General features: G+C 39.8%; 18 protein-coding genes. 3 read left to right on the top strand and 15 right to left on the bottom strand.

Annotated features, from left to right (window positions below; genetic code table 11):
* Positions 1-18: 18 nt before the first annotated feature.
* The 9 genes from mutM to MUB24_RS02245 form a co-directional block, all read right to left on the bottom strand.
* Positions 19-852 (bottom strand): DNA-formamidopyrimidine glycosylase, encoded by an 834-nt coding sequence (mutM, locus tag MUB24_RS02285; protein ID WP_244700694.1) that lies wholly within the window; start codon positions 850-852, stop codon positions 19-21.
* A gap of 64 nt (positions 853-916) precedes the next feature.
* Positions 917-3,547: a DNA polymerase I gene (gene polA / locus MUB24_RS02280; protein ID WP_244700692.1), complete on the bottom strand. Its 2,631-nt coding sequence runs from the start codon at positions 3,545-3,547 to the stop codon at positions 917-919.
* Positions 3,548-3,876: 329 nt separating this feature from the next.
* On the bottom strand, positions 3,877-4,809 hold the full coding sequence (hflC, locus tag MUB24_RS02275) for a protease modulator HflC (protein ID WP_280516842.1): 933 nt from the start codon (positions 4,807-4,809) through the stop codon (positions 3,877-3,879).
* Positions 4,802-5,812 carry an FtsH protease activity modulator HflK gene (gene hflK, locus MUB24_RS02270; RefSeq protein WP_244700691.1) on the bottom strand — a complete coding sequence of 337 codons (1,011 nt, stop codon included), beginning with the start codon at positions 5,810-5,812 and terminating at the stop codon, positions 4,802-4,804. The genes hflC and hflK overlap by 8 nt, the downstream gene beginning before the upstream one ends.
* Positions 5,813-5,958: 146 nt before the next feature.
* Positions 5,959-6,408 carry a MaoC/PaaZ C-terminal domain-containing protein gene (locus MUB24_RS02265; RefSeq protein WP_244700689.1) on the bottom strand — a complete coding sequence of 150 codons (450 nt, stop codon included), beginning with the start codon at positions 6,406-6,408 and terminating at the stop codon, positions 5,959-5,961.
* A 129-nt stretch (positions 6,409-6,537) separates the two neighbouring features.
* On the bottom strand, positions 6,538-7,476 hold the full coding sequence (gene mdh, locus MUB24_RS02260; protein ID WP_244700687.1) for a malate dehydrogenase: 939 nt from the start codon (positions 7,474-7,476) through the stop codon (positions 6,538-6,540).
* 121 nt (positions 7,477-7,597) lie between these two features.
* A complete protein-coding gene (gene icd / locus MUB24_RS02255; RefSeq protein WP_244700683.1) occupies positions 7,598-8,866 on the bottom strand; it encodes an NADP-dependent isocitrate dehydrogenase in 1,269 nt (422 codons plus the stop codon).
* A gap of 119 nt (positions 8,867-8,985) precedes the next feature.
* Complete coding sequence (gene citZ, locus MUB24_RS02250) at positions 8,986-10,101, bottom strand: citrate synthase (protein WP_244700680.1); 1,116 nt, start codon at positions 10,099-10,101, stop codon at positions 8,986-8,988.
* Positions 10,102-10,387: 286 nt separating this feature from the next.
* Positions 10,388-10,849 carry a DUF441 domain-containing protein gene (locus tag MUB24_RS02245; RefSeq protein ID WP_244700677.1) on the bottom strand — a complete coding sequence of 154 codons (462 nt, stop codon included), beginning with the start codon at positions 10,847-10,849 and terminating at the stop codon, positions 10,388-10,390.
* Between the two features lie 81 nt (positions 10,850-10,930).
* Here MUB24_RS02245 and ytvI point away from each other — a divergent pair, with 81 nt between their 5' ends.
* The gene (ytvI, locus tag MUB24_RS02240) at positions 10,931-12,055 is read left to right on the top strand and encodes a sporulation integral membrane protein YtvI (protein ID WP_244700674.1); all 1,125 of its coding nucleotides are present in this window, start codon (positions 10,931-10,933) and stop codon (positions 12,053-12,055) included.
* A 159-nt stretch (positions 12,056-12,214) separates the two neighbouring features.
* Here ytvI and pyk read toward each other — a convergent pair whose 3' ends face one another.
* The 6 genes from pyk to dnaE form a co-directional block, all read right to left on the bottom strand.
* Positions 12,215-13,975, bottom strand: a complete 1,761-nt coding sequence (gene pyk, locus MUB24_RS02235) for a pyruvate kinase (RefSeq protein ID WP_244700671.1) — start codon at positions 13,973-13,975, stop codon at positions 12,215-12,217.
* 27 nt (positions 13,976-14,002) lie between these two features.
* Positions 14,003-14,962, bottom strand: coding sequence for a 6-phosphofructokinase (gene pfkA, locus MUB24_RS02230; protein WP_244700668.1), 960 nt, complete (start codon positions 14,960-14,962; stop codon positions 14,003-14,005).
* 284 nt (positions 14,963-15,246) lie between these two features.
* The gene (gene accA, locus MUB24_RS02225; RefSeq protein ID WP_244700665.1) at positions 15,247-16,224 is read right to left on the bottom strand and encodes an acetyl-CoA carboxylase carboxyl transferase subunit alpha; all 978 of its coding nucleotides are present in this window, start codon (positions 16,222-16,224) and stop codon (positions 15,247-15,249) included.
* The gene (gene accD / locus MUB24_RS02220; RefSeq protein WP_244700662.1) at positions 16,218-17,087 is read right to left on the bottom strand and encodes an acetyl-CoA carboxylase, carboxyltransferase subunit beta; all 870 of its coding nucleotides are present in this window, start codon (positions 17,085-17,087) and stop codon (positions 16,218-16,220) included. Before accD ends, accA begins: the two co-directional genes overlap by 7 nt.
* Before the next feature lie 98 nt (positions 17,088-17,185).
* Positions 17,186-18,421 carry an NADP-dependent malic enzyme gene (gene ystJ, locus MUB24_RS02215; protein ID WP_244700659.1) on the bottom strand — a complete coding sequence of 412 codons (1,236 nt, stop codon included), beginning with the start codon at positions 18,419-18,421 and terminating at the stop codon, positions 17,186-17,188.
* Positions 18,422-18,630: 209 nt separating this feature from the next.
* Positions 18,631-21,981, bottom strand: a complete 3,351-nt coding sequence (dnaE, locus tag MUB24_RS02210; RefSeq protein ID WP_244700656.1) for a DNA polymerase III subunit alpha — start codon at positions 21,979-21,981, stop codon at positions 18,631-18,633.
* A gap of 159 nt (positions 21,982-22,140) precedes the next feature.
* Here dnaE and ytrH point away from each other — a divergent pair, with 159 nt between their 5' ends.
* Together ytrH and ytrI are read left to right on the top strand one after the other, a co-directional pair.
* Entirely contained in the window at positions 22,141-22,473 is a 333-nt protein-coding gene (gene ytrH / locus MUB24_RS02205) for a sporulation membrane protein YtrH (RefSeq protein ID WP_244700654.1), read from the top strand.
* The gene (gene ytrI / locus MUB24_RS02200; RefSeq protein ID WP_244700652.1) at positions 22,470-22,976 is read left to right on the top strand and encodes a sporulation membrane protein YtrI; all 507 of its coding nucleotides are present in this window, start codon (positions 22,470-22,472) and stop codon (positions 22,974-22,976) included. The genes ytrH and ytrI overlap by 4 nt, the downstream gene beginning before the upstream one ends.
* Positions 22,977-23,018 lie beyond the last annotated feature (42 nt).

Raw genomic sequence — 23,018 nt, 5'->3', positions numbered from 1 at the left:
CCCCTATCGACATTTCTTTCATGGTTCAGGCGTTTGACAAGCCGGGCAAAAATGAGTTCCTCTCCCCGCAACCTTTATTTTTTCAATCAAAGTACCGCAAAACGGACAGGGCTCTCCTTTTCTACCATATACCTTTAACCTTTCCTGATACGTACCACTAAGACCATGGGAATTCATATACGAATGAACAGAGCTACCCCCAGCTTCTATCGATTCGAGTAAAGTCTCCTTCATCTCCTTCTGAAGGGTCAAAATTTCATCCTTTGTTAATGTTTTGGAAACTCGTTCAGGATGAATCCGGGATCGAATCAGCACTTCATCGACATATATATTTCCTAATCCTGTCACAATCGTTTGATCCAATAAAGCAGCTTTGATCAGCCGATCGGTTTTACCTAATTTCTTTTGTAAATAGGCTAATGTACATTCTTCCGAAAAAGGCTCTGGCCCTAATTTGGCCAATGGCAACACATTATTTTCTGTTCCTGCTGCAAATAAATGCATCGTTCCAAATTTACGCACATCCCGATAAAAAAGAGTCGATCCATCCATAAAATGAAACAGAATATGGGTATGCTTGTCAGGCTCATCCTTTTCATCTTGGAGACTATAATTCCCCTCCATCCGTAAATGGGATACTAAGGAATACTCATCCAGTTGAAAAATTAAAAACTTTCCTCGTCTCTGTATCTCTCTAATGACCTGACCTTGTAGAGCATCCTGAAATTGCTCATAGGTTAATGGATGTTTAATTATTTTTGGCCAGTGAACCGTTACTTTCTTAATTTCTTTCCCCGTAACCAATTCACTTAACGATCTTCGTACAGATTCTACCTCAGGCAATTCGGGCATATTTCTCTCCCCTTGTTTATTCTCTAGTGTTTTCTTCCCGTTAAAAACAACGAGACCCTCTACTTTATTTCGCGTCAAACCAAGTAGGTCCGTAAGAGTACTCCACTTTTAACGGAACCGACAGCTCAAGGGCATGTTCCATTACTTCGGGTACAATTTCTTTTAATTGTTCTATTTCATCTTTAGGCGCTTCAAAGATTAATTCATCATGCACCTGTAGTAATAGGCGTGTTCTCAATTTTTCTTTTTTCAGTCGTTCAGCCATTTCAATCATCGCTTTTTTGATAATATCTGCTGCACTTCCTTGTATTGGCGTATTCATCGCAGTCCGTTCCGCAAAGCTGCGAATATTATAATTACGGCTTGTGATCTCTGGAAGATAGCGTCGACGATGAAGGAGTGTCGATACATAGCCATTTTCTCTTGCCTCTTGCACAATGTCCTCCATATAACGTTTGACTCCTGAAAAACTTTCTAAATACCGATCAATAAATTTCCCAGCTTCTTTTCTTGTAATTCCCAAATTCTGTGATAAGCCATAATCACTAATTCCGTATACAATCCCGAAATTGACTGCTTTTGCTTGCCTTCGCATATTCCCATCCACTTCATCTGCCTGCACATGAAAAACATCCATAGCTGTTTTTGTATGAATATCCATATCATGCTGAAATGCCTCCTGAAGCCCTTTATCTTGGGCAATTTCTGCTAAAACCCGTAATTCAATTTGCGAATAATCGGCTGCAAAAATAACCCAATCCTCTTCTGATGGAATAAACGCTTGTCTTATTTTCCGTCCTTCTTCTAAGCGGATCGGTATATTTTGTAAATTTGGATCGGTTGAACTCAGCCTTCCCGTTGAGGTTAACGCCTGATTAAATCTTGTGTGAACCTTATTTGTATCTTTATGAATGACCTTTAATAACCCTTCAATATACGTGGATTGCAGCTTTCCAAGCTGACGGTAGTGAAGAATTTCTGGAATAATCTCATGGGCTTGTTCCAATTTTTCCAATACATCCGCTGAAGTGGAATAACCTGTTTTCGTTTTCTTTAAAACGGGTAAACCTAATTTTTCAAACAAAACGACACCTAATTGCTTCGGAGAGTTAATATTAAAGGTTGCTCCGGCTAAATCATGAATGCGTGCTTCAATTTCATTTAAACGTTCCGTTAATTCGACTTTCATTTCTTGAAGTCTTGATAGATCCACTTTTACACCCGTATATTCCATTTGTGCTAAAATCAGCGAAAGCGGCAATTCCAATTCATAAAAAAGATCTGTTTGTTGATTCTCTTCCAGATCCTTCACACACTCTTCGTATAAAGCCTGAATTGCCACTGCCTTACGGGCAAGATGTTCAGCCACTACCTGTTCGTCCGGGATTTTCCTTTTTGCTCCCTTCCCATAAACAGCCTCATCTGTTTGAACATCCGTATAATGATGACGCTTCGCAACACCCGCAAAGTCAACCGATGATTCAGAAGGATTTAATAAATAGGAGACAAGTAATAAATCAAAATCGATTCCGTTTAAATCAATCCCATGCCATTTTAACGAGACAATCGAACGTTTCCCATCATATACCCGTTTTTTCTTCGATTCATCAGTCGCCCAGTTTTTAAATATTTCTGACTGTAATGCTGTGTCCCTCCGTATATAATAATTCCCGTTTTGTGTAGCAAGACCAAAGCCAATAATTTCTCCCGTATGATAATTTTCGTCTATTATTTCCACATAAAAGGAGCTTTCATCTGTAAAAAGATCCTCTGTGATCGAGTCAACGATTTCGAAGGAAATTTCCTTTACTTCCTCCTCTTCGATTTCTTCGGCTCCCTCCACCTTATCAAGTAAGGAATGAAACCCTAACTCTTTAAAAACCGCGGTCAATTTTTCCGGTTCATAGCCTTCATAAAGCAATTCATCAATGGAAACCTCCACAGGAGCTTCCTTCATAATTGTTGCAAGCTCTTTGCTCATCACGGCTTGATCCTTATGCTCTACTAACCTTTCTTTCAGTTTTTTCCCACTTACTTGATCAATATGTTCTAATAAGTTTTCAAGTGAATGGAATTCCTTTAAAAGCTTAATGGCTGTCTTTTCTCCTACCCCTGGGACCCCGGGAATATTATCAGACTGATCTCCCATTAAACCTTTCATATCAATGATTTGGCTAGGTTTCAGGCCATATTTTTCATAAATATGTTCAGGCGTGTACGCCTCAATATCCGTAATCCCTTTTCGTGTAATCGCTACAGTCGTTTTGTCGGTGCTTAGTTGGGTTAAATCCTTATCACCCGAAACAACTAATACTTCAAAATCATCTTTCTCAGCCTTTGTCGCCAAAGTCCCAATGATGTCATCCGCTTCATAGTTTTCTAGCTCATACCGTTGAATCCCGTACGCATCAAGCAATTCACGTAAAAAAGGGAATTGTTCCGATAACTCAGGGGGTGTTTTTTGTCTTCCGCCTTTATATTCGGTAAAAGTAGAATGGCGAAAGGTTGTTTTACCAGCATCAAAGGCCACTAGAATATGGGTTGGCTTTTGTTCCGCTAATACTTTCATTAACATGGTTGTAAAGCCATAAATCGCATTCGTATGGACCCCTTTGTCATTATTCAAAAGCGGTAAAGCAAAAAAGGCGCGGTAGGCGATACTATTTCCGTCAATCAACATTAATTTTTTCTTCAAGATAAAACCTCCTCTGGAAGCTGACTCGTCCAATTTTCTAGAAGATGTTCAAAAAGTTCGGTAAAAAGACATAAGCGAATTTCTTCGTTGGCTTGTTTCTCCGCTGCTCATGTATTAGGATAGGGATCTTCTGCTAAAACCGCCCACGTCCTGTGGGCAACGCAGAAGTCAGCACATCCTGTGCAAGTCCGCTGCTCGAAACTGCGCCGCCTTGAACTTCTTGGTCCTTTTTATCCTCCTTTTTGAACACACACTGATAATTCTATTTTACATGAAGGCAGAGAAAAAGGAAAAGGAGTGGTCCTAAAGCTAGGATCACCCCTTTACGATTATTTCGTATACCCCATAAGCAAACGAGCATATGGTGAATCAGATGGAAGGATAATGACGGTATCCTCGCCAATCGTTTTCTTATAGGATTCTAACGTTCGGTAGAGATTATAAAACTCAGGATCTTTGGAGAACGACTTATTATATATTTTCGCTGCCTCTCCCTCTCCTTCAGCTCGAATCACTTCAGCATCCGCTTCTGCCTTTGAAAGCATTTCTCTTACCTTTTGATCCGTTTTGGCCATGGTTTCGTTTTTCTTGGCATCTCCTTTAGATAAATATTCCTGAGCTGTTGATTCCCGCTCAGATACCATCCTTGTATAAACAGATTTTTCATTTTCCTCGGGGAGGTCTGTTCTCTTTGTTCGTACATCGACAACCGTTACCCCATACTCATCTCTGGCCAATAGATCATTAACCCGCTCCGTAATCCGATCATTTAAACTTCCACGAGAGGATTTCTCATCATTAATAATCTCATCATAGCCTAATTGTCCTAGTTCAGAGCGAACAACCGAATAAATAAATTCCTCCATTCGTGATTCAGCATTTTCTACTGTTCGCGCATTGGTTATCATTTTGCGCGGGTCATCAATTTTCCATACAGCATAATTATCAATGATAATTCGTTTTTTATCCTTCGTATTAATTTCTGCTTGGGAAACATCATAGGTCATTTGATATTTTGGCAGAGTTGAGACGGTTTGGAGAAACGGAATCTTAAAGGCCAATCCTGGTTTCGTTTTTACCCCAACTACCTCTTGAAACTGCCTAACCACTTTATACTCCCCCTCATGGACAATAAACACACTTGTAAAAAATAAAACGAGGAGGATAATCAAACCAATGAAAAACAAACCTATTTTTGTGAACTTGCGCCATTCTTTTTCGACAGAGCGGCGTTCATCCATATCGATGACATTTTTACTCATTATTGCGATTCTCCTCCTCTTTCGTTGCGTCTGACTGATCCTTTTGTTTTTGATCTTGATCAATTTCATTATTTTTAGGCGGCTTTTCACTTTCTTTTTCCATGGATCTTAGCGGTAAATACTTTAAAGTGTTTCCGTCATCATTCATAATATATATGTCTGCTCCAGGCAGTACCTCTTCGAGCGTTTCAATCGTTAATCGCTCGCGGGTAATATCAGGGTTTGATTTATACTGTTTGTATAAGGAATTAAACACGGCAGTGCTTCCTCGAGCAGCTTCTATTCTAGCTGCCTTCTCCCCTTCTGCTTTTGAAATGATAGCAGATTTTTCACCTTCTGCTTCATTCATCCGTTTGTTTTCATATTTTTGCGCCTCATTAATTTTCGTGTTCATCGTTTCTCGAGCATCGGTTACTGCCGTAAAGGCACTACGAACTTCTTCATTCGGCAATTCAACATCTTTTAAATTTACAGCTAAAATTGAAATACCAATATCATATTTTTCTAATAAACTCGTAAGCAAATCACGAACATCCCCTTCGATTTCTGCTTTCCCTGTTGTTAAAGCATCATCGATTTTGGAACTGCCAATAATACTTCTTAAAGAAGCAGAAGTGGCATCATAGAGGATTTCTTCTGGATTAGCGGAATTGAATAAATACTTCTCTGGCTCCGTAATTTTCCATTGCACGACAAGGTCAGCCAAAACAATATTTTCGTCTCCTGTAATCATTTTAGTTTCATTTTTGTCCCCATCGACATCTTTAAATCCAAAATCTAATTTTTTTGTTTCCCGTGCCAATTTTTTAACATTTTGCACTGGCCACGGTAATTTAAAATGAAGACCAGGTTCCGTTATCGTCTGATCTGCTTTCCCAAATGTAATCATAACAGCTTGGTCAGATTCATCGACTGTGTACCACGATGTGAGAGCAACTAAAGCCAATACAATAACGCCCAAAATCATCCCTATAAAAGTAAAACCCCTTTTTAAACTCATCATATCTTTCCTTTCTCTTCATCTCTCACTCTCTATACGGATAAGTGAGCAAATAGTTTCATATTAAATAGAAACCATTTACTTTTATATCATATATAGAAAGGACCTAAAAAAAGCATCCAGGTCCCAACTATGCATATTATGAAGTTTTAAGAATCGATTTCACTAGGCGGCAGAACGTCCAATACCCCGGTCATCACTAACTGCTCTTCTTCATTCATTACGTTAATCTGAACAGTAAGCATACGTTCTTCCTTATTTACTTCTACTACTTCAAATAAAAATTCGATTGTCTCATAATGGTAGACAGGTTTCAGAAATTGAATGTTCTGACGCAAAATATGAGAACCGGGGCCTGGTAAATATTTAGATATCGCGGAGGTGATCATACCCGTTAGCATAATCGTCGGCACAATCGGCTTTTTAAAATTCGTTTGAGAAGCATAATCATGTTGAATATAGAGCGGATTCGCATCATTCGTCAATCCTAAATACAATAATAAATCCTTATCTTCCATCTTTTCTGTTAAAACAAGCTTCTCACCAGTCGTTATTTCATCGAGTTTCCTGCCAAGCTTTCGATTTTTCCCTAATAACAACATGTGCACCTCCAAGTGGATTTTTAAAAATTATTCAATAACCTTGTTATTTTATGTAAACAAAGCTGCCCTTTTCACGCCGCGGCATGGTCAATTGGACAGCTAAGGATTTTGCATTAACGGGTTCCCTTATTGCAACACTTTCATTACATCACGAACAGAGGCAGCCGATTTTTCTAGGGCGGCTTTTTCATCTTCCTTTAGGTCTAGCTCAATAACCTGTTCGATCCCATCCTTGCCAAGAATCGTAGGGACCCCTAGATAAATACCTTCGAAGCCATATTCACCTTCCAAATAAGCAATCGCTGGAAGAATGCGGCGTTGATCTTTCACAATCGCTTCTACCATTTCAACAAGGGAAGCTGCAGGTGCATAATAGGCGCTTCCATTTCCAAGTAGGTTAACGATTTCACCGCCTCCTTTTCGAGTGCGCTCCACAATCGCTTCAAGGCGGTCTTGAGGAATCAATGTTTCAAGTGGAATACCACCAGCATAGGAATAGCGCACTAGTGGAACCATATCATCGCCATGTCCCCCAAGAACAAATCCGGTTACATCTTTAACAGAGAGATTCAATTCTTGTGCAACGAATGTACGGAAACGAGCCGTATCAAGGACCCCTGATTGACCAATGACACGATTTTTCGGGAAACCGGATGCTTGAAAAACCGTATAAGTCATGGCATCAACTGGATTGGTTAAGACAATAATATGACAATGGGGAGAATACTTCACAATTTCACCCGTCACACTCTTCATCACTTTTTGGTTAGTTTGAACCAAATCATCCCGGCTCATACCTGGTTTACGGGCAATTCCTGCTGTAATGACAACGACATCGGAATCCTTTGTATCTTCATAATTAGATGTACCGGTAATATTCGCATCAAATCCCTGAACAGGGCTGGCTTCTAGCATATCTAAAGCTTTCCCTTTTGTCGGATTTTCCATTTGAGGAATATCGACAAGGACAACATCCCCTAGTTCCTTTTGTGCTAATAGAAAGGCTGTAGTAGCGCCCGTGAAACCGCCACCAATTACAGATAATTTTTTACGTTTCATTGTCATGATCAGTCTCCCTTCCTTTATAGAAATAGGTTTATGCCGTGCCTCGTGCATACAAGAATGCTTGAAAGCGAGCGCCACGCAGAATGCGGGTCGCTCGCCAAGATGAGGCTACAGTTCTTTTTTACATATTTTCAATAAGAGCCGTGGCAAATTCCGATGTTTTCACTTCTGTTGCGCCTTCCATGAGGCGGGCAAAATCATAAGTCACAACCTTCGATTCAATTGTTTTTTCCACTGACTTCGTGATCATTTCAGCGGCTTCATTCCAGCCTAGGTGCTCTAGCATTAACACACCAGAAAGCAATACAGAAGAAGGATTGACTTTATCCAAGCCAGCATATTTAGGTGCTGTACCATGTGTTGCTTCAAAAATAGCATGTCCAGATTCATAGTTAATATTGGCTCCAGGCGCAATGCCAATTCCACCTACTTGGGCAGCAAGGGCATCAGAAATATAATCACCGTTTAGGTTCATGGTTGCAACAACATCGAACTCCTTCGGACGTGTAAGAATTTGTTGGAGGAAGATGTCGGCAATTGCATCTTTCACAATGATTTTGCCTGCAGCTTCGGCATCCGCTTGTGCTTTATTGGCTGCATCTGTGCCTTGTTCCTCTTTGATTTTATCATATTGGTTCCATGTAAATACTTTTTCACCAAATTCTCTTTCAGCAAGCTCATAACCCCAGTTTTTAAAGGCCCCCTCGGTGAACTTCATGATGTTCCCTTTATGGACAAGAGTAACAGATTTACGGCCTTCTTTTAAGGCATAGTTAATAGCTGAACGTACTAAACGCTCGGTTCCTTCTTTAGACACTGGTTTAATACCAATACCAGAAGTTTCCGGGAAGCGAATTTTACTAACGCCCATTTCATTTTGTAAGAAATCGATTAGTTTTTTGACTTCATCTGTTCCTTCTTTATACTCAATCCCTGCATAGATATCTTCCGTGTTTTCCCGAAAAATCACCATATCGCAGTCTTCCGGACGTTTAACAGGTGAAGGCACCCCTTGGAAATAACGGACAGGACGCAAGCATACAAACAGATCAAGTTCTTGGCGAAGAGCCACATTTAAGGAACGGAAACCTCCACCGATTGGTGTAGTCAATGGTCCCTTAATTGCAATTAAATACTCGCGGATCGTTTCAAGGGTTTCATTAGGAAGCCATTCACCAGTTTTATTAAATGCTTTTTCCCCTGCATAAACCTCTTTCCACTCAATCTTTCTTTTTCCGTCATACGCCTTCTCAACAGCGGCATCTAATACCCTTTTCGCTGCCGCCCAAATATCTGGGCCAGTTCCGTCTCCTTCAATAAAAGGAATAACGGGATTGTCTGGTGTTTGAAGCACACCATTTTCCACAGTAATTTTTTGACCTTGTGTCATTTTACTTCCCTCCAGTATATTCTACAGTCTTCATTTTAGCAGAAATGAAAAAGTTTCACTATTTTCTTATCAGAAAGTATAAAAAAGTTAGCCGTCCTATTCCAATGCATTTGGCCTTTCTAGCGATCTTCAAGCGGTTTAAATACTCGCATTCCCGGGCCTGTATATTCAGCGCGAGGACGGATGAGCCGATTGTTTTCATATTGTTCCAGAATATGGGCAATCCATCCAGAAACACGTGAAACGGCAAATACTGGTGTAAAGAGATCGTGATCGATGCCAAGGCTGTGGTAGACAGAAGCTGAATAAAAATCGACATTAGGTGGTAATGGTTTTTTCGATGTTAATACTTCCCGTACCTTCTCAGAGATTTCATACCATTGTGGTTCCCCTGTAATATCGGTTAGTTTTTTCGACATGTCTCGTAAAAACTTAGCACGCGGGTCACCTTTTTTGTAAACCCGATGACCAAAGCCCATGATTTTTTCCTTATTTTCGAGTTTATCTAAAATATATTTTTCTGCTTTATCAACGGATCCAATTTCTGTCAGCATTTTCATAACCTGCTCATTCGCTCCACCATGTAAAGGCCCTTTTAAGGCGCCAATCGCTGCAGTTACCCCTGAGTACATATCAGAGAGTGTGGCGACACAAACTCTTGCAGTAAAGGTAGAGGCGTTTAATTCATGATCTGCATGAAGAACCAATGCCTTATCCATCGCTTCTACTTCAATAGCAGATGGTTCTTTCCCATTTAACATATAGAGGAAATTTTCTGCAATGTTGTAATCCTTGCGTGGTGCAACAGGATCTTCCCCATTGCGGATACGGGAAAATGCTGCAACAATGGTTGGCATTTTTGCCTGCAAGCGAATCGCTTTGCGGAAGTTGGCTTCCTTATCCATCACATCTGCTTCCTCATCAAACAAACCTAAAGTAGACACGGCTGTACGAAGTGCAGCCATTGGATGTACCTTGTCAATCGGATATGTTTTAAAACTATCAATCACTTCTTGAGGAATTTCCATATGGTCAACCAATTGTTGTTTTAAATCCTGCAGCTGTGCTTTATTTGGTAATTCCAAATGCCATAATAGATAAATCACTTCTTCAAAACTGGCATTTTTTGTAAGATCATCAATATTATAACCAACATATGTAAGGGTATCATCGATGATTGAACTTACGGAGGAAGTTGCGGCTACAATTCCTTCCAGTCCACGTGTCGCTGTCATAAAAGTAACATCTCCTTTATTCTTTGGTTGCCAGAATTTGTCGAGCGGCAAACAATTTATGTCTTATACTGAAATCCCATATTCCATTATAGACGAAAAATAATTCTTGTCTATCCAAGAAAATATAGATTTAGCTTCCTTTGCCATTATAACCAAAATTTCCGCTTTTGGAAATGGAAACGCCTTCCCCTATGGCTTTGTCAGGAGTATGTCAATCATCCTTCATAACAAAGAATCGGTTGGGTCCGAAATCACAGCATACAGCCAAAACCTTCCAAAAGCGGTCCTACTTGATAAAATCAAAAATTTTCATCGCCATATAAGCAATGCCCGCACCGATTAATGGACCGACTGCCACACCTTTAAAAACAGCAACAGCCAAAATCGTACCGATGACTAGAGCGGTTGTGATATGAGGGTCTGTGGACAAAAGTTGAATACCATATTTGGCAATTAAGGCAACGGCCATCCCCGCTCCGAGTGCAATCCATGCATATGGCGATTTCACGGCATCCCCCAATTCTTTAAAACCGATATGCCCACTCGCTATTGGAGCGAGAACAGCAATCGTAATAACAGTCACACCCCAATTGATCCCTTTTGTTTGTAATACACCAAATATCTTTTCATCTGCTCCAATAAGCTTTAAAATAATGAGTACAGCTGCTGCAATAATCAATGAATTATTTTTAGCAATAAATCCAATCGCAAGAAGCATAATCATAAATAACAGTGGTTGACTAAACATCTGTTTCCTCCTTCCTAAAAAAATGAGGAGCGGCAAGGTTCGTTGCATAACTACAATCATTTATCCGATCGAGGTGGCCGAATGAAACGCGAAAATGTTTTTAAATGTATTCGTTTTTTCATCGTGATTTTGACAATCATCGTCTCACTTATTGTGCTCTATTTTACAGCTAAATTAACCTATCCTTTTATTATTGCCATTGTGATAGCCATGATCATTAGTCCTGCTGTTCGTTTTCTTGAAAAGAAATGCAAATTTCCGAGAACCCTTGCTGTTTTGACCTCATTGGTTCTTTTAATCTCCTTATTCGGAGGGCTCGTTACATTATTGATCGCTGAAATTGTGAATGGTGCCAATTATTTATCAACTGTCGTTCCTGAACATGCACGAACACTAATTGAATATGTGCAAAATCTATTTGCTAGCCAAATTATTCCCTTTTATGAAAGGCTGGCGAACATGTTTCACTCACTTGACAGTGGTCAGCAGGGAACGATTATGGACAGCATCAGTAAGACTGGTAGCAAAATAACGGAAAGCGCCACAAACTTTCTGCAAAATTTCTTTTTAAAGCTCCCTGTTTTAGTCTCTTGGATTCCTAATGCAGCAACCGTCCTTGTCTTTTCTTTATTAGCGACTTTTTTTATTAGTAAAGATCAGGAAAAATTATTAAAGCTTGTGAGCCAATTGTTTCCCCATAAGTTAAAATATAGTGGAAATAAAGTGTTTATAGATCTAAAAATGGCTTTATTTGGCTTTATAAAAGCTCAATTCACGCTGATTTCCATAACACTTGTCATTGTGCTTGTCGGACTGTTGATCTTACGAGTAAAATATGCGATCACCATTGCTTTAGTGGCAGGAATATTTGATATCTTGCCTTATCTAGGAACAGGAACTGTTTTTGTTCCTTGGATTATCTATGAAATCATGACAGGAAATTACGCATTGGCTCTGGGTCTTGGTATATTATATACGGTCGTCGTTGTCCAAAGACAGTTAATGGAACCTAAAATCTTGTCTTCTAATATCGGGATGAATCCTTTAGCAACCTTAGTTGCCTTATTTGTCGGCTTTAAATTAATCGGTTTTATCGGACTTATTGCCGGACCTGTTATGCTGGTTCTCATTACAACGCTTCATAAAGCTAATGTCTTTAAAGATATATGGTCCTATATCAAAAATGGTGCTATTGATAATAAATAACCACCCCTTTCTTTAAAGTCAAAATAAGTTTATTCAAAAGAAAAAGAGCCTCACTGGCTCTTTTTCTATCTAAATATATATAGTTGCCTGCGGTCTATCCATTTTTTATTATTTTTAGCGAGCATGGCCTGATGAGTTGGTCATTTTCCTTTCAGGTTACTACAATACACTAGCATGGCCATTGTAAATAACTCCTCTTGTTGCATCGACAGTTATTTCTTGGCCATCGTTCAGTAGTTTCGTTGCATTCTCTACGCCAACAATAACGGGAATCCCTAGATTAAGGCCGACAACGGCTGCGTGGCATGTTAGTCCACCTTCCTCCGTGATCAAGGCAGAACATTGTTCCAAAGCAGGGACCATATCACGATCAGTTCCAATCGCAACCATTACACTGCCTTGTTCCACCTTTTCCATTGCTTCATCCGCGTTCCTTGCTATGAATGTCTTGCCAAAGGCTGTTTTTCTGCCGATCCCTTGCCCTTTTGCGAGTACATCCCCTAAAACATGAACCTTCATCAAATTGGTTGCCCCCGTTTCTCCTACTGGGACTCCCCCTGTAATAATAATCAAATCCCCATGTTGAACAAGACCAGAATTAAGGCTTTCGGTTATGGCATCTTCTAACATTTCATCCGTTGTTGTCACTTTTTGTCCCATTTGCGGATAAACACCCCATTGAAGCATTAGACGACGAACGATTGCTTCATCATGTGTAACCGCAATAATCGGGGCTTTAGGGCGGTATTTTGAAATCATTCGCGCCGTATGTCCACTTTCAGTAGGTGTAACAATCGCACTTACATCTAAATTAATTGCTGTATGCGCGACAGATTGACAAATAGCATCGGTCATATTCACTTCACTTTTTTTACTTTGGTAACTCAGTATTTCTTTATGGTTCATCGCCCTTTCCGTCGATACAGCAATATTATTCATTGTCCGAACTGCTTCAACTGGATAGGCTCCCGCTGCTGTTTCACCAGATAACATGACGGCATCTGAGCCGTCTAAAATAGCGTTCGCTACATCACTTGCTTCCGCTCTTGTTGGTCTAGGATTACGCTGCATAGAATCAAGCATTTGCGTAGCCGTAATAACAGGTTTTCCAGCTTCATTACATTTACGGATTAACATTTTTTGAACAAGGGGAACAGCCTCAGTAGGAATTTCAACACCTAAATCTCCACGAGCAACCATTAAACCATCTGAAACCGCTAGAATTTCATCGATGTTATCTACGCCTTCTTGATTTTCTATTTTAGGAATAATATGGATATATTCTCCACCATTTTCTTCTAATAATTGGCGAATTTCAATGACATCTGATGCTCTTCTTACGAAAGAGGCGGCAATAAAATCAATTCCTTGCTCAATCCCGAACAAGATATCCCTAGCATCTTTCTCGGTAATCCCAGGCAAATTCACTGAAACACCAGGGACATTCACACCTTTTTTATTTTTTAATACTCCACTGTTCATGACTTTTGTTATAATTTCATTATTTTCTTTTTGGATCTCTGTTACTTCCAAACCAATTAATCCATCATCTAACAAAATAGTAGAGCCAATATGAACATCATCGATCAATCCAGAGTAAGATAAAGAAAATTTCTCTTCCGTTCCTAATACTTCCTTCATAGAAACAATAACCGTTGAACCTTGCCTTAATTCAATTGCTCCATCTTTCATATCATGAGTGCGAATTTCCGGACCTTTTGTATCCAATAAAATCCCCACATTTTTGCCAGCTTGCTGTGCAGACTTTCGAATTTGAATAATCCGATTTAAATGTTCCTCATGATCTCCATGCGAAAAATTTAATCGTGCCACATTCATTCCAGCTTGAATTAACTCAAATAATGTATCGGAATTTTCGCTAGCCGGCCCTATTGTACAAACTATTTTTGTCTTTTTCATCTCTATTTCCTCCTTGATAAATGCCCATTAAATCGAAAGTTCTTTGGATAACGTATAAATATCCTCATGGAATGAATGTGGTTGATCTAGAATATTCAATATATCATTATCGACAATGACATCTTGGTCAATTCCAACCGCTCTTCCACCCTTATCTTCCATTAATAATTCCACGGCTCTTGCACCAAGTCGGCTTGCCAGCACACGATCAAAACCTGTTGGTGTTCCTCCCCGTTGAATATGCCCTAAGACAGAAACACGAATTTCAATATTAATGGCATTTTTCAACTTTGCAGCAAATTCTGTCCCACTCATAACCCCTTCCGCAACAATAATAATAGAATGTTTTTTACCACGTTCTTGACCTTTGCGAAGACGATCACAAATATCTGCTATATCAAAGTCTGCTTCCGGAATGACAATCGTTTCAGCTCCACCTGCAAGGCCAGAGAAAAGCGCAATATCCCCGGCCCCACGACCCATCACTTCAATAATAAATGTCCGTTCATGAGAGGATGCTGTATCACGAATATTATCAATCGCACTTAGGACCGTGTTTAGAGCCGTATCAAAGCCAATCGTATGACTGGTTCCAGGAATATCATTGTCAATTGTCGCCGGGACGCCAACACAGGGGAAACCAAGCTCCGTTAAGGCCTTTGCTCCTCTATAGGAACCATCTCCTCCGATTACGACCAATCCATCGATATCAAACTTTTTTAATTGTTCTACTCCTTTTAACTGACCTTCTTTCGTCTTAAATTCCTCGCAACGTGCTGATCGAAGTATGGTACCGCCACGCTGAATAATATCTCCGACAGAACCTAATGCCAGTTTTTTGATGTTCCCATTGATTAAACCACTGAACCCTTGGTAAATGGCGTACGGCTCTATGCCATGAAAAATAGCCTTTCTTACAACGGCCCTAATCGCCGCATTCATGCCAGGCGCGTCACCACCACTTGTTAAAACACCAATTTTTTTCATGATAGTCACTCCTCATTATAATCATAAAATTCATTACATTATGTAAAAATCCATATTTGAGGCCTATACATTTGAACGCTCAATATGATACTGTAAATTATTTCTCCACCTTTAAAAATACCACTTTATTGGCGGATTCTCAAATCTTTCACTGCGAAAAAAGAAAAACTGCCCCATATATGCAGAGCGCTCTCTTTCACATCTATATATAGTATCTTATATCATGCATATTTACTATATACAAACGAGAGCCAACATTATAATGGAGCAGCCTTATTTTACATTTAGTGTATTTTTTCAAAATCCTCTTCTTCCGTATACTTTCCCATTTGTCTAAATTTATGATAACGCTCGTCCACAAGTTGTTGAGGGGTAAGATCGATTAATTCTTTCAGTGCACGCTGTAAAACAGGGTCAATGTATTGCGCTTGTTGTTCAACATCTCTATGAGCTCCCCCCTTAACTTCAGGAATCACTTCATCAATAATATGAAGCTTAAGTAAATCCGGCGCCGTTATTTTCATCGCTTCTGCTGCTTTTTTCGCAAGTGATGCATCCTTCCATAAAATACTAGCTGCGCCTTCCGGAGAGATCACTGAATAAATAGAGTTTTCAAGCATAAAGATGCGATTGCCTATACTTATTCCTAATGCACCGCCACTTCCACCTTCACCTGTCACAAGGCAAATGACAGGAACGGTGAGTCCAGCCATTTCAAATAAATTACGCGCGATTGCTTCACTTTGTCCTCGTTCCTCGGCCGCTTTTCCAGGATAAGCTCCTTTTGTATCAACAAAACAAATAACAGGACGATTAAATTTCTCCGCCTGCTTCATTAAACGTAGTGCCTTGCGGAATCCTTCTGGATGAGGCATACCAAAATTGCGATAGATATTTTCTTTTGTATCTCTACCACGCTGATGACCAATGACAGTAACAGGAAGACCTTTATACTTGGCTATCCCCCCTACGATAGCTGTATCGTCACCAAACACTCGATCACCATGTAATTCGATAAAATCAGTAAAAAGATAATCAATATAGTCCAATGTTGTGGGTCGATTCGAGTGTCTGGCAACTTGTACGCGATCCCATGGTGCCATATTTTCGTAAACTTCTCTTTCTAGCTTTTCTAATCGTTTCTCAAGCTTATCAATTTCCTCTGTTAAATCTACATCCGAGTCTTTTGTAAATTCCCTTAATTCTACGATTTTCTTGCGGAGTTCCAAAACAGGTTTCTCAAATTCAGGTCCATTTACCATGTGACTTCACCTTCTTGCTGATGAATATCCAAAATTGTTGCTAATTTTTCTTTCAGTTCCCTACGATGGATAACGGCATCCAATTGTCCATGCTTTAATAAAAATTCTGCCGTTTGAAAATCGTCTGGAAGATCCTCTCGTATCGTTTGTTCAATGACTCTGCGACCAGCAAAACCTATTAAAGCACCAGGTTCGGCAAAGTTAAAATCGCCTTGTGAAGCAAAGCTCGCCGATACGCCCCCAGTTGTTGGATGAGTCATTACCGAGATCATCAGGCCCCCGTGTTCACTAAACCTTTTTAACGCTACACTCGTTTTAGCCATTTGCATAAGAGATAGGGTTCCTTCTTGCATTCTTGCTCCCCCTGATGCAGTGAAAACTAGGAATGGTGCCTTTATTTCCTCAGCTTTTTCAATCGCTCTTGCAATTTTTTCACCGACAACCGATCCCATGCTTCCCATCCGGAAATGGGAGTCCATTATAGCGATAACAACTACCCTCTCCTGAATCTTCCCTGTTCCAGTTACAACCGCCTCATTCAAACCTGTTTTGGCTTTATCTTTCTCCAGTTTTTCCAAATATCCAGGAAAATCTAACGGATTTCCTGTTGAGATTGGTTCTTTAATTTCTTGAAAGCTTTCTTCATCCAATAAACTTTCCACACGCTCATAAGCCGTCATTCGCAAATGATGGTCACAGTGTAAGCACACTTTTAAATTTTTCTTTAAATCCTTTGTATACATAATCTTTTTACATTCCGGGCATTTTGTCATAATGCCTTCAGGAACATCTTTTTTGGCTGTCTCAGACGGTACAGCAGCATATTTCTTTTTTTTCGGTTTGGAAAAAAAGTCCTTAAGCAAATGGTTCTCCCCCAATCGATTTCGCCCGGTCTGACGGAATTTCTTCTCTAAACCGTCTATTTAATTGATTTTCCTGTTGATTCCTATCTATCGTTCCCTCATTCTTTTCCAATTATGGCAAGTTTTTTCGTCCTTTCCCTTACTTCCTCGGGATTGACGGTTATTCGAGCAACACCCGTCTCCATAGCCGCCTGGGCAACAGCGGCAGCGACTTCTGGAGCGACACGTGGATCAAATGGTTCAGGAATAATATAGTCCGTTGATCTTTTCTCATCGGAAATAAGATTGGCAATCGCACTTACAGCCGCTCGCTTCATTTCTTCATTGATATGTGTGGCCCTTACATCCAGGGCTCCTCTGAAAATACCTGGAAAGGCTAATACATTATTTACTTGATTTGGAAAATCAGAACGTCCTGTTCCAATCACTTTTGCTCCTGCCGCTTTCGCTTCATCAGGCATGATTTCCGGCTTAGGATTCGCCATGGCAAAAATAATCGGGTCCTCATTCATTGATTGAATCATCTCACTTGTCAAAGCTCCTGCAACCGACACTCCGACAAAAACATCTGTATCCTTTATAACATCAGCCAGTTTCCCTTTGAGCTTGTGTAGATTTGTATATTTCGCCACTGTTGCCTTTACCTCATTCATGCCTTCTTGACGTCCTTCATAAATGGCACCTTTAGAATCACACATGATCATATCTCGAACACCGAAACTTGTAAGCAGCTTAATAATCGCAATCCCTGCTGCACCAGCACCATTGAGTACGACTCTAATACTATTCATTTTCCTTCCTGTCAGCTTTAAAGCATTCACTAACCCAGCCACTGTTACGATCGCTGTTCCATGCTGATCATCATGAAAAACAGGGATACTCGTTTCTTTTTTTAACCTATTTTCAATCGTGAAACAATGTGGTGCAGCAATATCTTCTAAATTGATACCGCCGAAATTTGGCTCTAGCAGCTTTACGGTTTGAATAATCTCCTCAATATCTGTTGTGTTTAAACAGATCGGAAAGGCATCCACGCCAGCAAAGCTTTTAAATAAAACGGCTTTACCCTCCATTACAGGCAAGGCAGCTCCTGGACCGATATTTCCCAACCCTAACACAGCGGTACCATTTGTGACAACACCCACCATATTTCCCTTCATGGTATAGTCGTAAATGGTTTCAGGCTTGTCATAAATGACTTTGCAAGGCTCCGCAACACCTGGTGAATAAGCTAAGCTCAAATCTTTCGCATTTTTCACATCAACTTTTGATTTAGATTCCAGCTTTCCCTTATGGAGTTTGTGCATATGTAACGCTTCTTCACGTAAAGACAACCCGCTTCACTCCTTCTTTTTGCAATCATCCACGATCATAGTTGAGGCCCGCAGGACGCAGATCACAAAGGTGTGGGGATGTGGCGAATTTAGGCTAACAGGACGTTGGTCAGAACAGCGTGACGCTGTTCATCCATGTGATCCTTACTTTTTGAACATCCTATAAAAGCTTCTCAACAAATATAACATAATTCTATTATTTGAAAAAGTTATTTCAGAACGATATTCTCGCTCCCTAACAGATGCTCTAAATCCCGAAGACATTTTGCTGAAGGGTGAACAGCATCATTTGATCCCAATTTTATCGTTTGTCTCGTCTTTTCATAATGTAGCATCACCATAGTATCTCCTGGATATTTATAAAGAATTTTCCTGAGCGCATAAAGGGTTTCTCGTTTTTGAAGAGAGGAAGGCACTTTAATATATAGTATTTGCTTTTGTGGACCTTCCAACGTCTTTATTGTTTCAGGCTGCTGAACCCGTTGAATAATCAATTGAAGACGATCCTCCCGCTGCTCTGTATTCCCTGAAACAAGCACAACCTTTCCTTCTTGGCAGATCTCTCCAAACCTTCGAAAAGTTTCTGGAAATACGACCCCTTCCATCTCCCCAGAAGGATCACTCATTTTTACAAAGGCCATTAAATCGCCTTTTTTTGTTCTGATTTGTTTTACATTGGTTAGATACACTCCTGCCGAGACATTCCTTAATCCTTGCCGCATATTAAAAAGCGGCATCACTTTAGCAGCATTAAAATGATTTTGATAGATATTTGTAGGATGATCCGAAATATATATTCCTAAATAATATTTCTCATAATTAAGTTTATCCGCCATATCGAGCGCTTCTACTTCCACATATTTAGGTTGTATACGAAACATTTCCTCTCCCTCAAATAGATCCGCTCCTTCGGAAGGGCGCATTAAGTCGGCATGATTTAAGGCGACATCTAAAGTAGCCAATAAAGTACCCCGATCCTGGCCAAACTCATCGAATGCCCCTGCATAAACAAGTGCCTCTAAGACCTTTCGATTAACCGTTTTTTGAGATACCTTCATACAAAAATCAAATAAATCCTTGTAAGGACCTTTTTTTCTCTGTTGTGTAATCTCTCGTAATGCGGCGACTCCAATGCCTTTTATGGCCCCAAGGCTAAAACGAATCCCCTCTTCATTGGCAATAAATGGATAATGACTGGCATTAATAGATGGTGGAAGAATCTGAATTCCCCTCTGCTTTGCTTCATGAATATATTTAGCAATCTTTTCATCGCTGCCAATCACGGAGGTAAGTAAGGCAGCCATAAATTCTTTTGGATAATGAGCTTTCAAATAAGCCAATTGCCATGATATATAACTATAAGCCACAGCATGACTACGATTAAATCCATAATTGGCAAATCGTACAATTAAATCGTAAATTTGGTTGGCTGTTTGCTCATTATGCCCCTTTTTCAAAGACCCTTGTACAAAATGCCTTCTTTCCCGATCCAGCTCCTCTTTCTTTTTCTTACTGACAGCTCGACGCAATAAATCAGCCTCTCCTAATGAAAACCCAGCCATTTTTGCGGCGATTTGCATGATCTGCTCTTGATAGACAATGACGCCATAGGTAAGCGCCAAAATTGGCTCCAAATCCGGGTGGGGATAATGGACTTGCTTCTCTCCATGCTTACAGGCAATAAACTCAGGGATATTGTCCATTGGACCAGGTCTAAATAAGGCATTAACGGCTACAATATCTTCAAATTCTGTCGGTTTAAGTTCTCGTAAAACCTTCCTCATTCCATCAGACTCTAGTTGAAAAACGCCTGATGTATCCCCTTTTTGTAACAAGGCAAATGTTTGATCATCTGCAAAAGGGATGTTTTTGCTTGTTAATTTCTTTCCTATATTTCTTTCAATATTTTTCGTAATCTGCTCCAATAAAGTTAAATTACGAAGACCGAGAAAATCCATTTTTAATAAGCCGATTTCCTCCAAAATCCCCATAGGAAATTGCGTTAAATACGTTCCTGTCTCACCACCACCTTGCAAAGGAATAATGTCTGTTAATGGTTGCTCAGAAATGATCACACCTGCAGCATGTGTGGACGTATGCCGTGGCAATCCCTCTAATTTTAGAGCCGTCTCAAATAATAAGCGATTTCGTTTTGTTTGAATAAAATCTCTTAAACCCTCTGATTCCTGTAAGGCCTGCCTTAAGGAAATTCCCAATCGAGAAGGAATACATTTTGATAGCCTATCTAATTCTGAAGAAGTAAAGCCAAATACTCTCGCCGTATCCCGGATCGCTGCCTTCGCTGCAAAGGTACCAAAGGTAATAATTTGGGCCACATGATCTCTTCCATATTTCCCCATCACATACTCAATCACTTCATCCCGGCGATGATCAGGAAAATCAATATCAATATCAGGCATACTCACTCTTTCCGGATTTAAAAATCTCTCAAAGAGCAACTGGTGTTCAATCGGGTCCACATCAGTAATTCCTAATAAAAAAGCAACAAGCGACCCTGCTGCAGAACCCCTCCCAGGACCTGTTAAAATTCCATGTTCTCTTGCATATTTCATAAAATCCCAAACAATTAAGAAATAATCATTGAATCCCATTCGATTGATAATCGTTAACTCATACTCTAATCTTTCATGATAGCGATGATCTGCAGAGCCCAGACCCTTTTCTAATCCCGCTCTACACAATTTTTGTAAAAACGAAGCGGCTTGTTCATCTGGAGGCAGCGGATACTTTGGTAAAAGCTCGCGCTGCGTTTCAATCATCACATTACATGCATCCACAATTTCAACGATATTGTTCAGTGCTTCTGGGGTATCAGAGAATAACGCCTGCATCTCAGGTTTGCTTTTCAAATAATATTCTTTCTTGCTTTTGGACTCCAATGTTGAAAGCTGCACCCCATCCCGAATCGCTAATAAACATTCTTGGGCAAAGGCATCTGTTTGATCTAAATATTGGACATCATTCGTTGCCACAATCGGGATATCCGTTTGCTTTGCGATCTCTACTATGTTTTTTATTAAGGTTTCATCGTTAGGTTCATGATGATTTTGAATAGAACAGTAAAATTGAGCATGTCCGAAAGCCTCTACATATTTTTCGATCACTTCAACCGCTTCTTTTTTCCGTTCATGAAGAAGTAGCTGCTCTATTTCCCCTTTTTTACCAGGTAATAAGGCAAATAACCCTGACGTATAGGATATTAACTCCTGCCACTGAATATATTCTGCATGTCGTGTTTTAATGATTGTTGAAATTTTTAATAGATTTTGATACCCATCATGATTCTGAGCGAGAAGGATAAGTGGGTACACCGGTTCATCATCCCCATTTTTATACATGGCGGTCATCCCAATGATCGGTTTGATCCCTTCCTTTACACAAGCTTTATAAAAAGGCAAAACGCCATATAAAACATTGCAATCTGTTATTGCAAGTGCGGTATATTCTAATTTTTTCGCTTTTTCAATCAGCGCTGAAATGGAAATCGTACTTGAAAGCAAGCTAAAAGCCGTTGATATTTGCAAGTGGGCAAAACCCATGAATTCCACCCTTTCCGCTATTCTATCTTTTATTATGAACTAGTATGACCGAAAATGAAATGATTCTGCTAGATAGAAGGATTTTTATCCTTGTCTTCTCATACATCTAACGTTTGTCCCATATATTTAAATAAGGATGATGAATTGGGGGATGTTAGCGTGAATGAAGCCTTTTTTCCTGCATTTTTTAATAGTTATTTTATCGCCTTTGGTGTGGTCCTCGGCGGGTCTTTAATTGGGGGTATGGCAGCCTTTGTTACGGGAGAACCTTTGCTTACACAGATTCAGAATATTTCTAACCAGATTAGAATTTGGGCAATCATAGCAGCGATTGGAGGTACATTCGATACCGTTTATAGTTTTGAAAAAGGATTCCTAGATGGAGGAACGAAAGATTTATTCAAACAATTTTTACTCATTATTTCCGCAATGGGCGGAGCAAAATCGGCTTCCCTTATTATCGCTTGGTTAACACAGGAGCATATCACATGAGGATCCCTCCTTTATATCGAAATAGCAACTGGCAACGTCTTTTTGCCGGGATGGCTGTTGGTGGTTGTATAAGCTGGGTGATTTTTCTTTTCATGTTTGGTGTGATGCAGGAAAGAAATAGTGTGATCATAAAAGAGCAAGCAAATAAAATTCACGAGCTTCAAAGTGATATCAAGATATGGCAAGACGATTATAAAGAATTGAATGAGAAGAATGAAGAAATGCTAACGATTCAAAAAATAAAGGTAGAACTGACCAACTATGAAAAATATGATATTACGGATAGCCAAAGCATTTACACCATTGAGGAAGCCATCCAAGAAGACTTAAGACCTTTACTTGCCAAAGATTTAGCCACGGTATATAAAAATAAAGAGATGATTGAAAAAACAATTGAAAATAAAGTAGTAAAGATTAATGGAAAAAAATACGAATTCGTCATTCGAGAAATCCATTATTATACAACGATCCACATTGAAGCGGAATTAAGGTTGGCGGATTAATTGGAGGATAGCGTAAAATATAGACTCCTTTTTAGGCCGCCA

Origin of the sequence: Lederbergia sp. NSJ-179 (assembly GCF_022867885.1) — a bacterium.
Classification (GTDB): Bacteria; Bacillota; Bacilli; order Bacillales; family Bacillaceae_C; genus Lederbergia.
The sequence above is the reverse complement of the archived record's forward strand: the minus strand, read 5'-3'. Positions and strand labels throughout refer to the sequence as shown.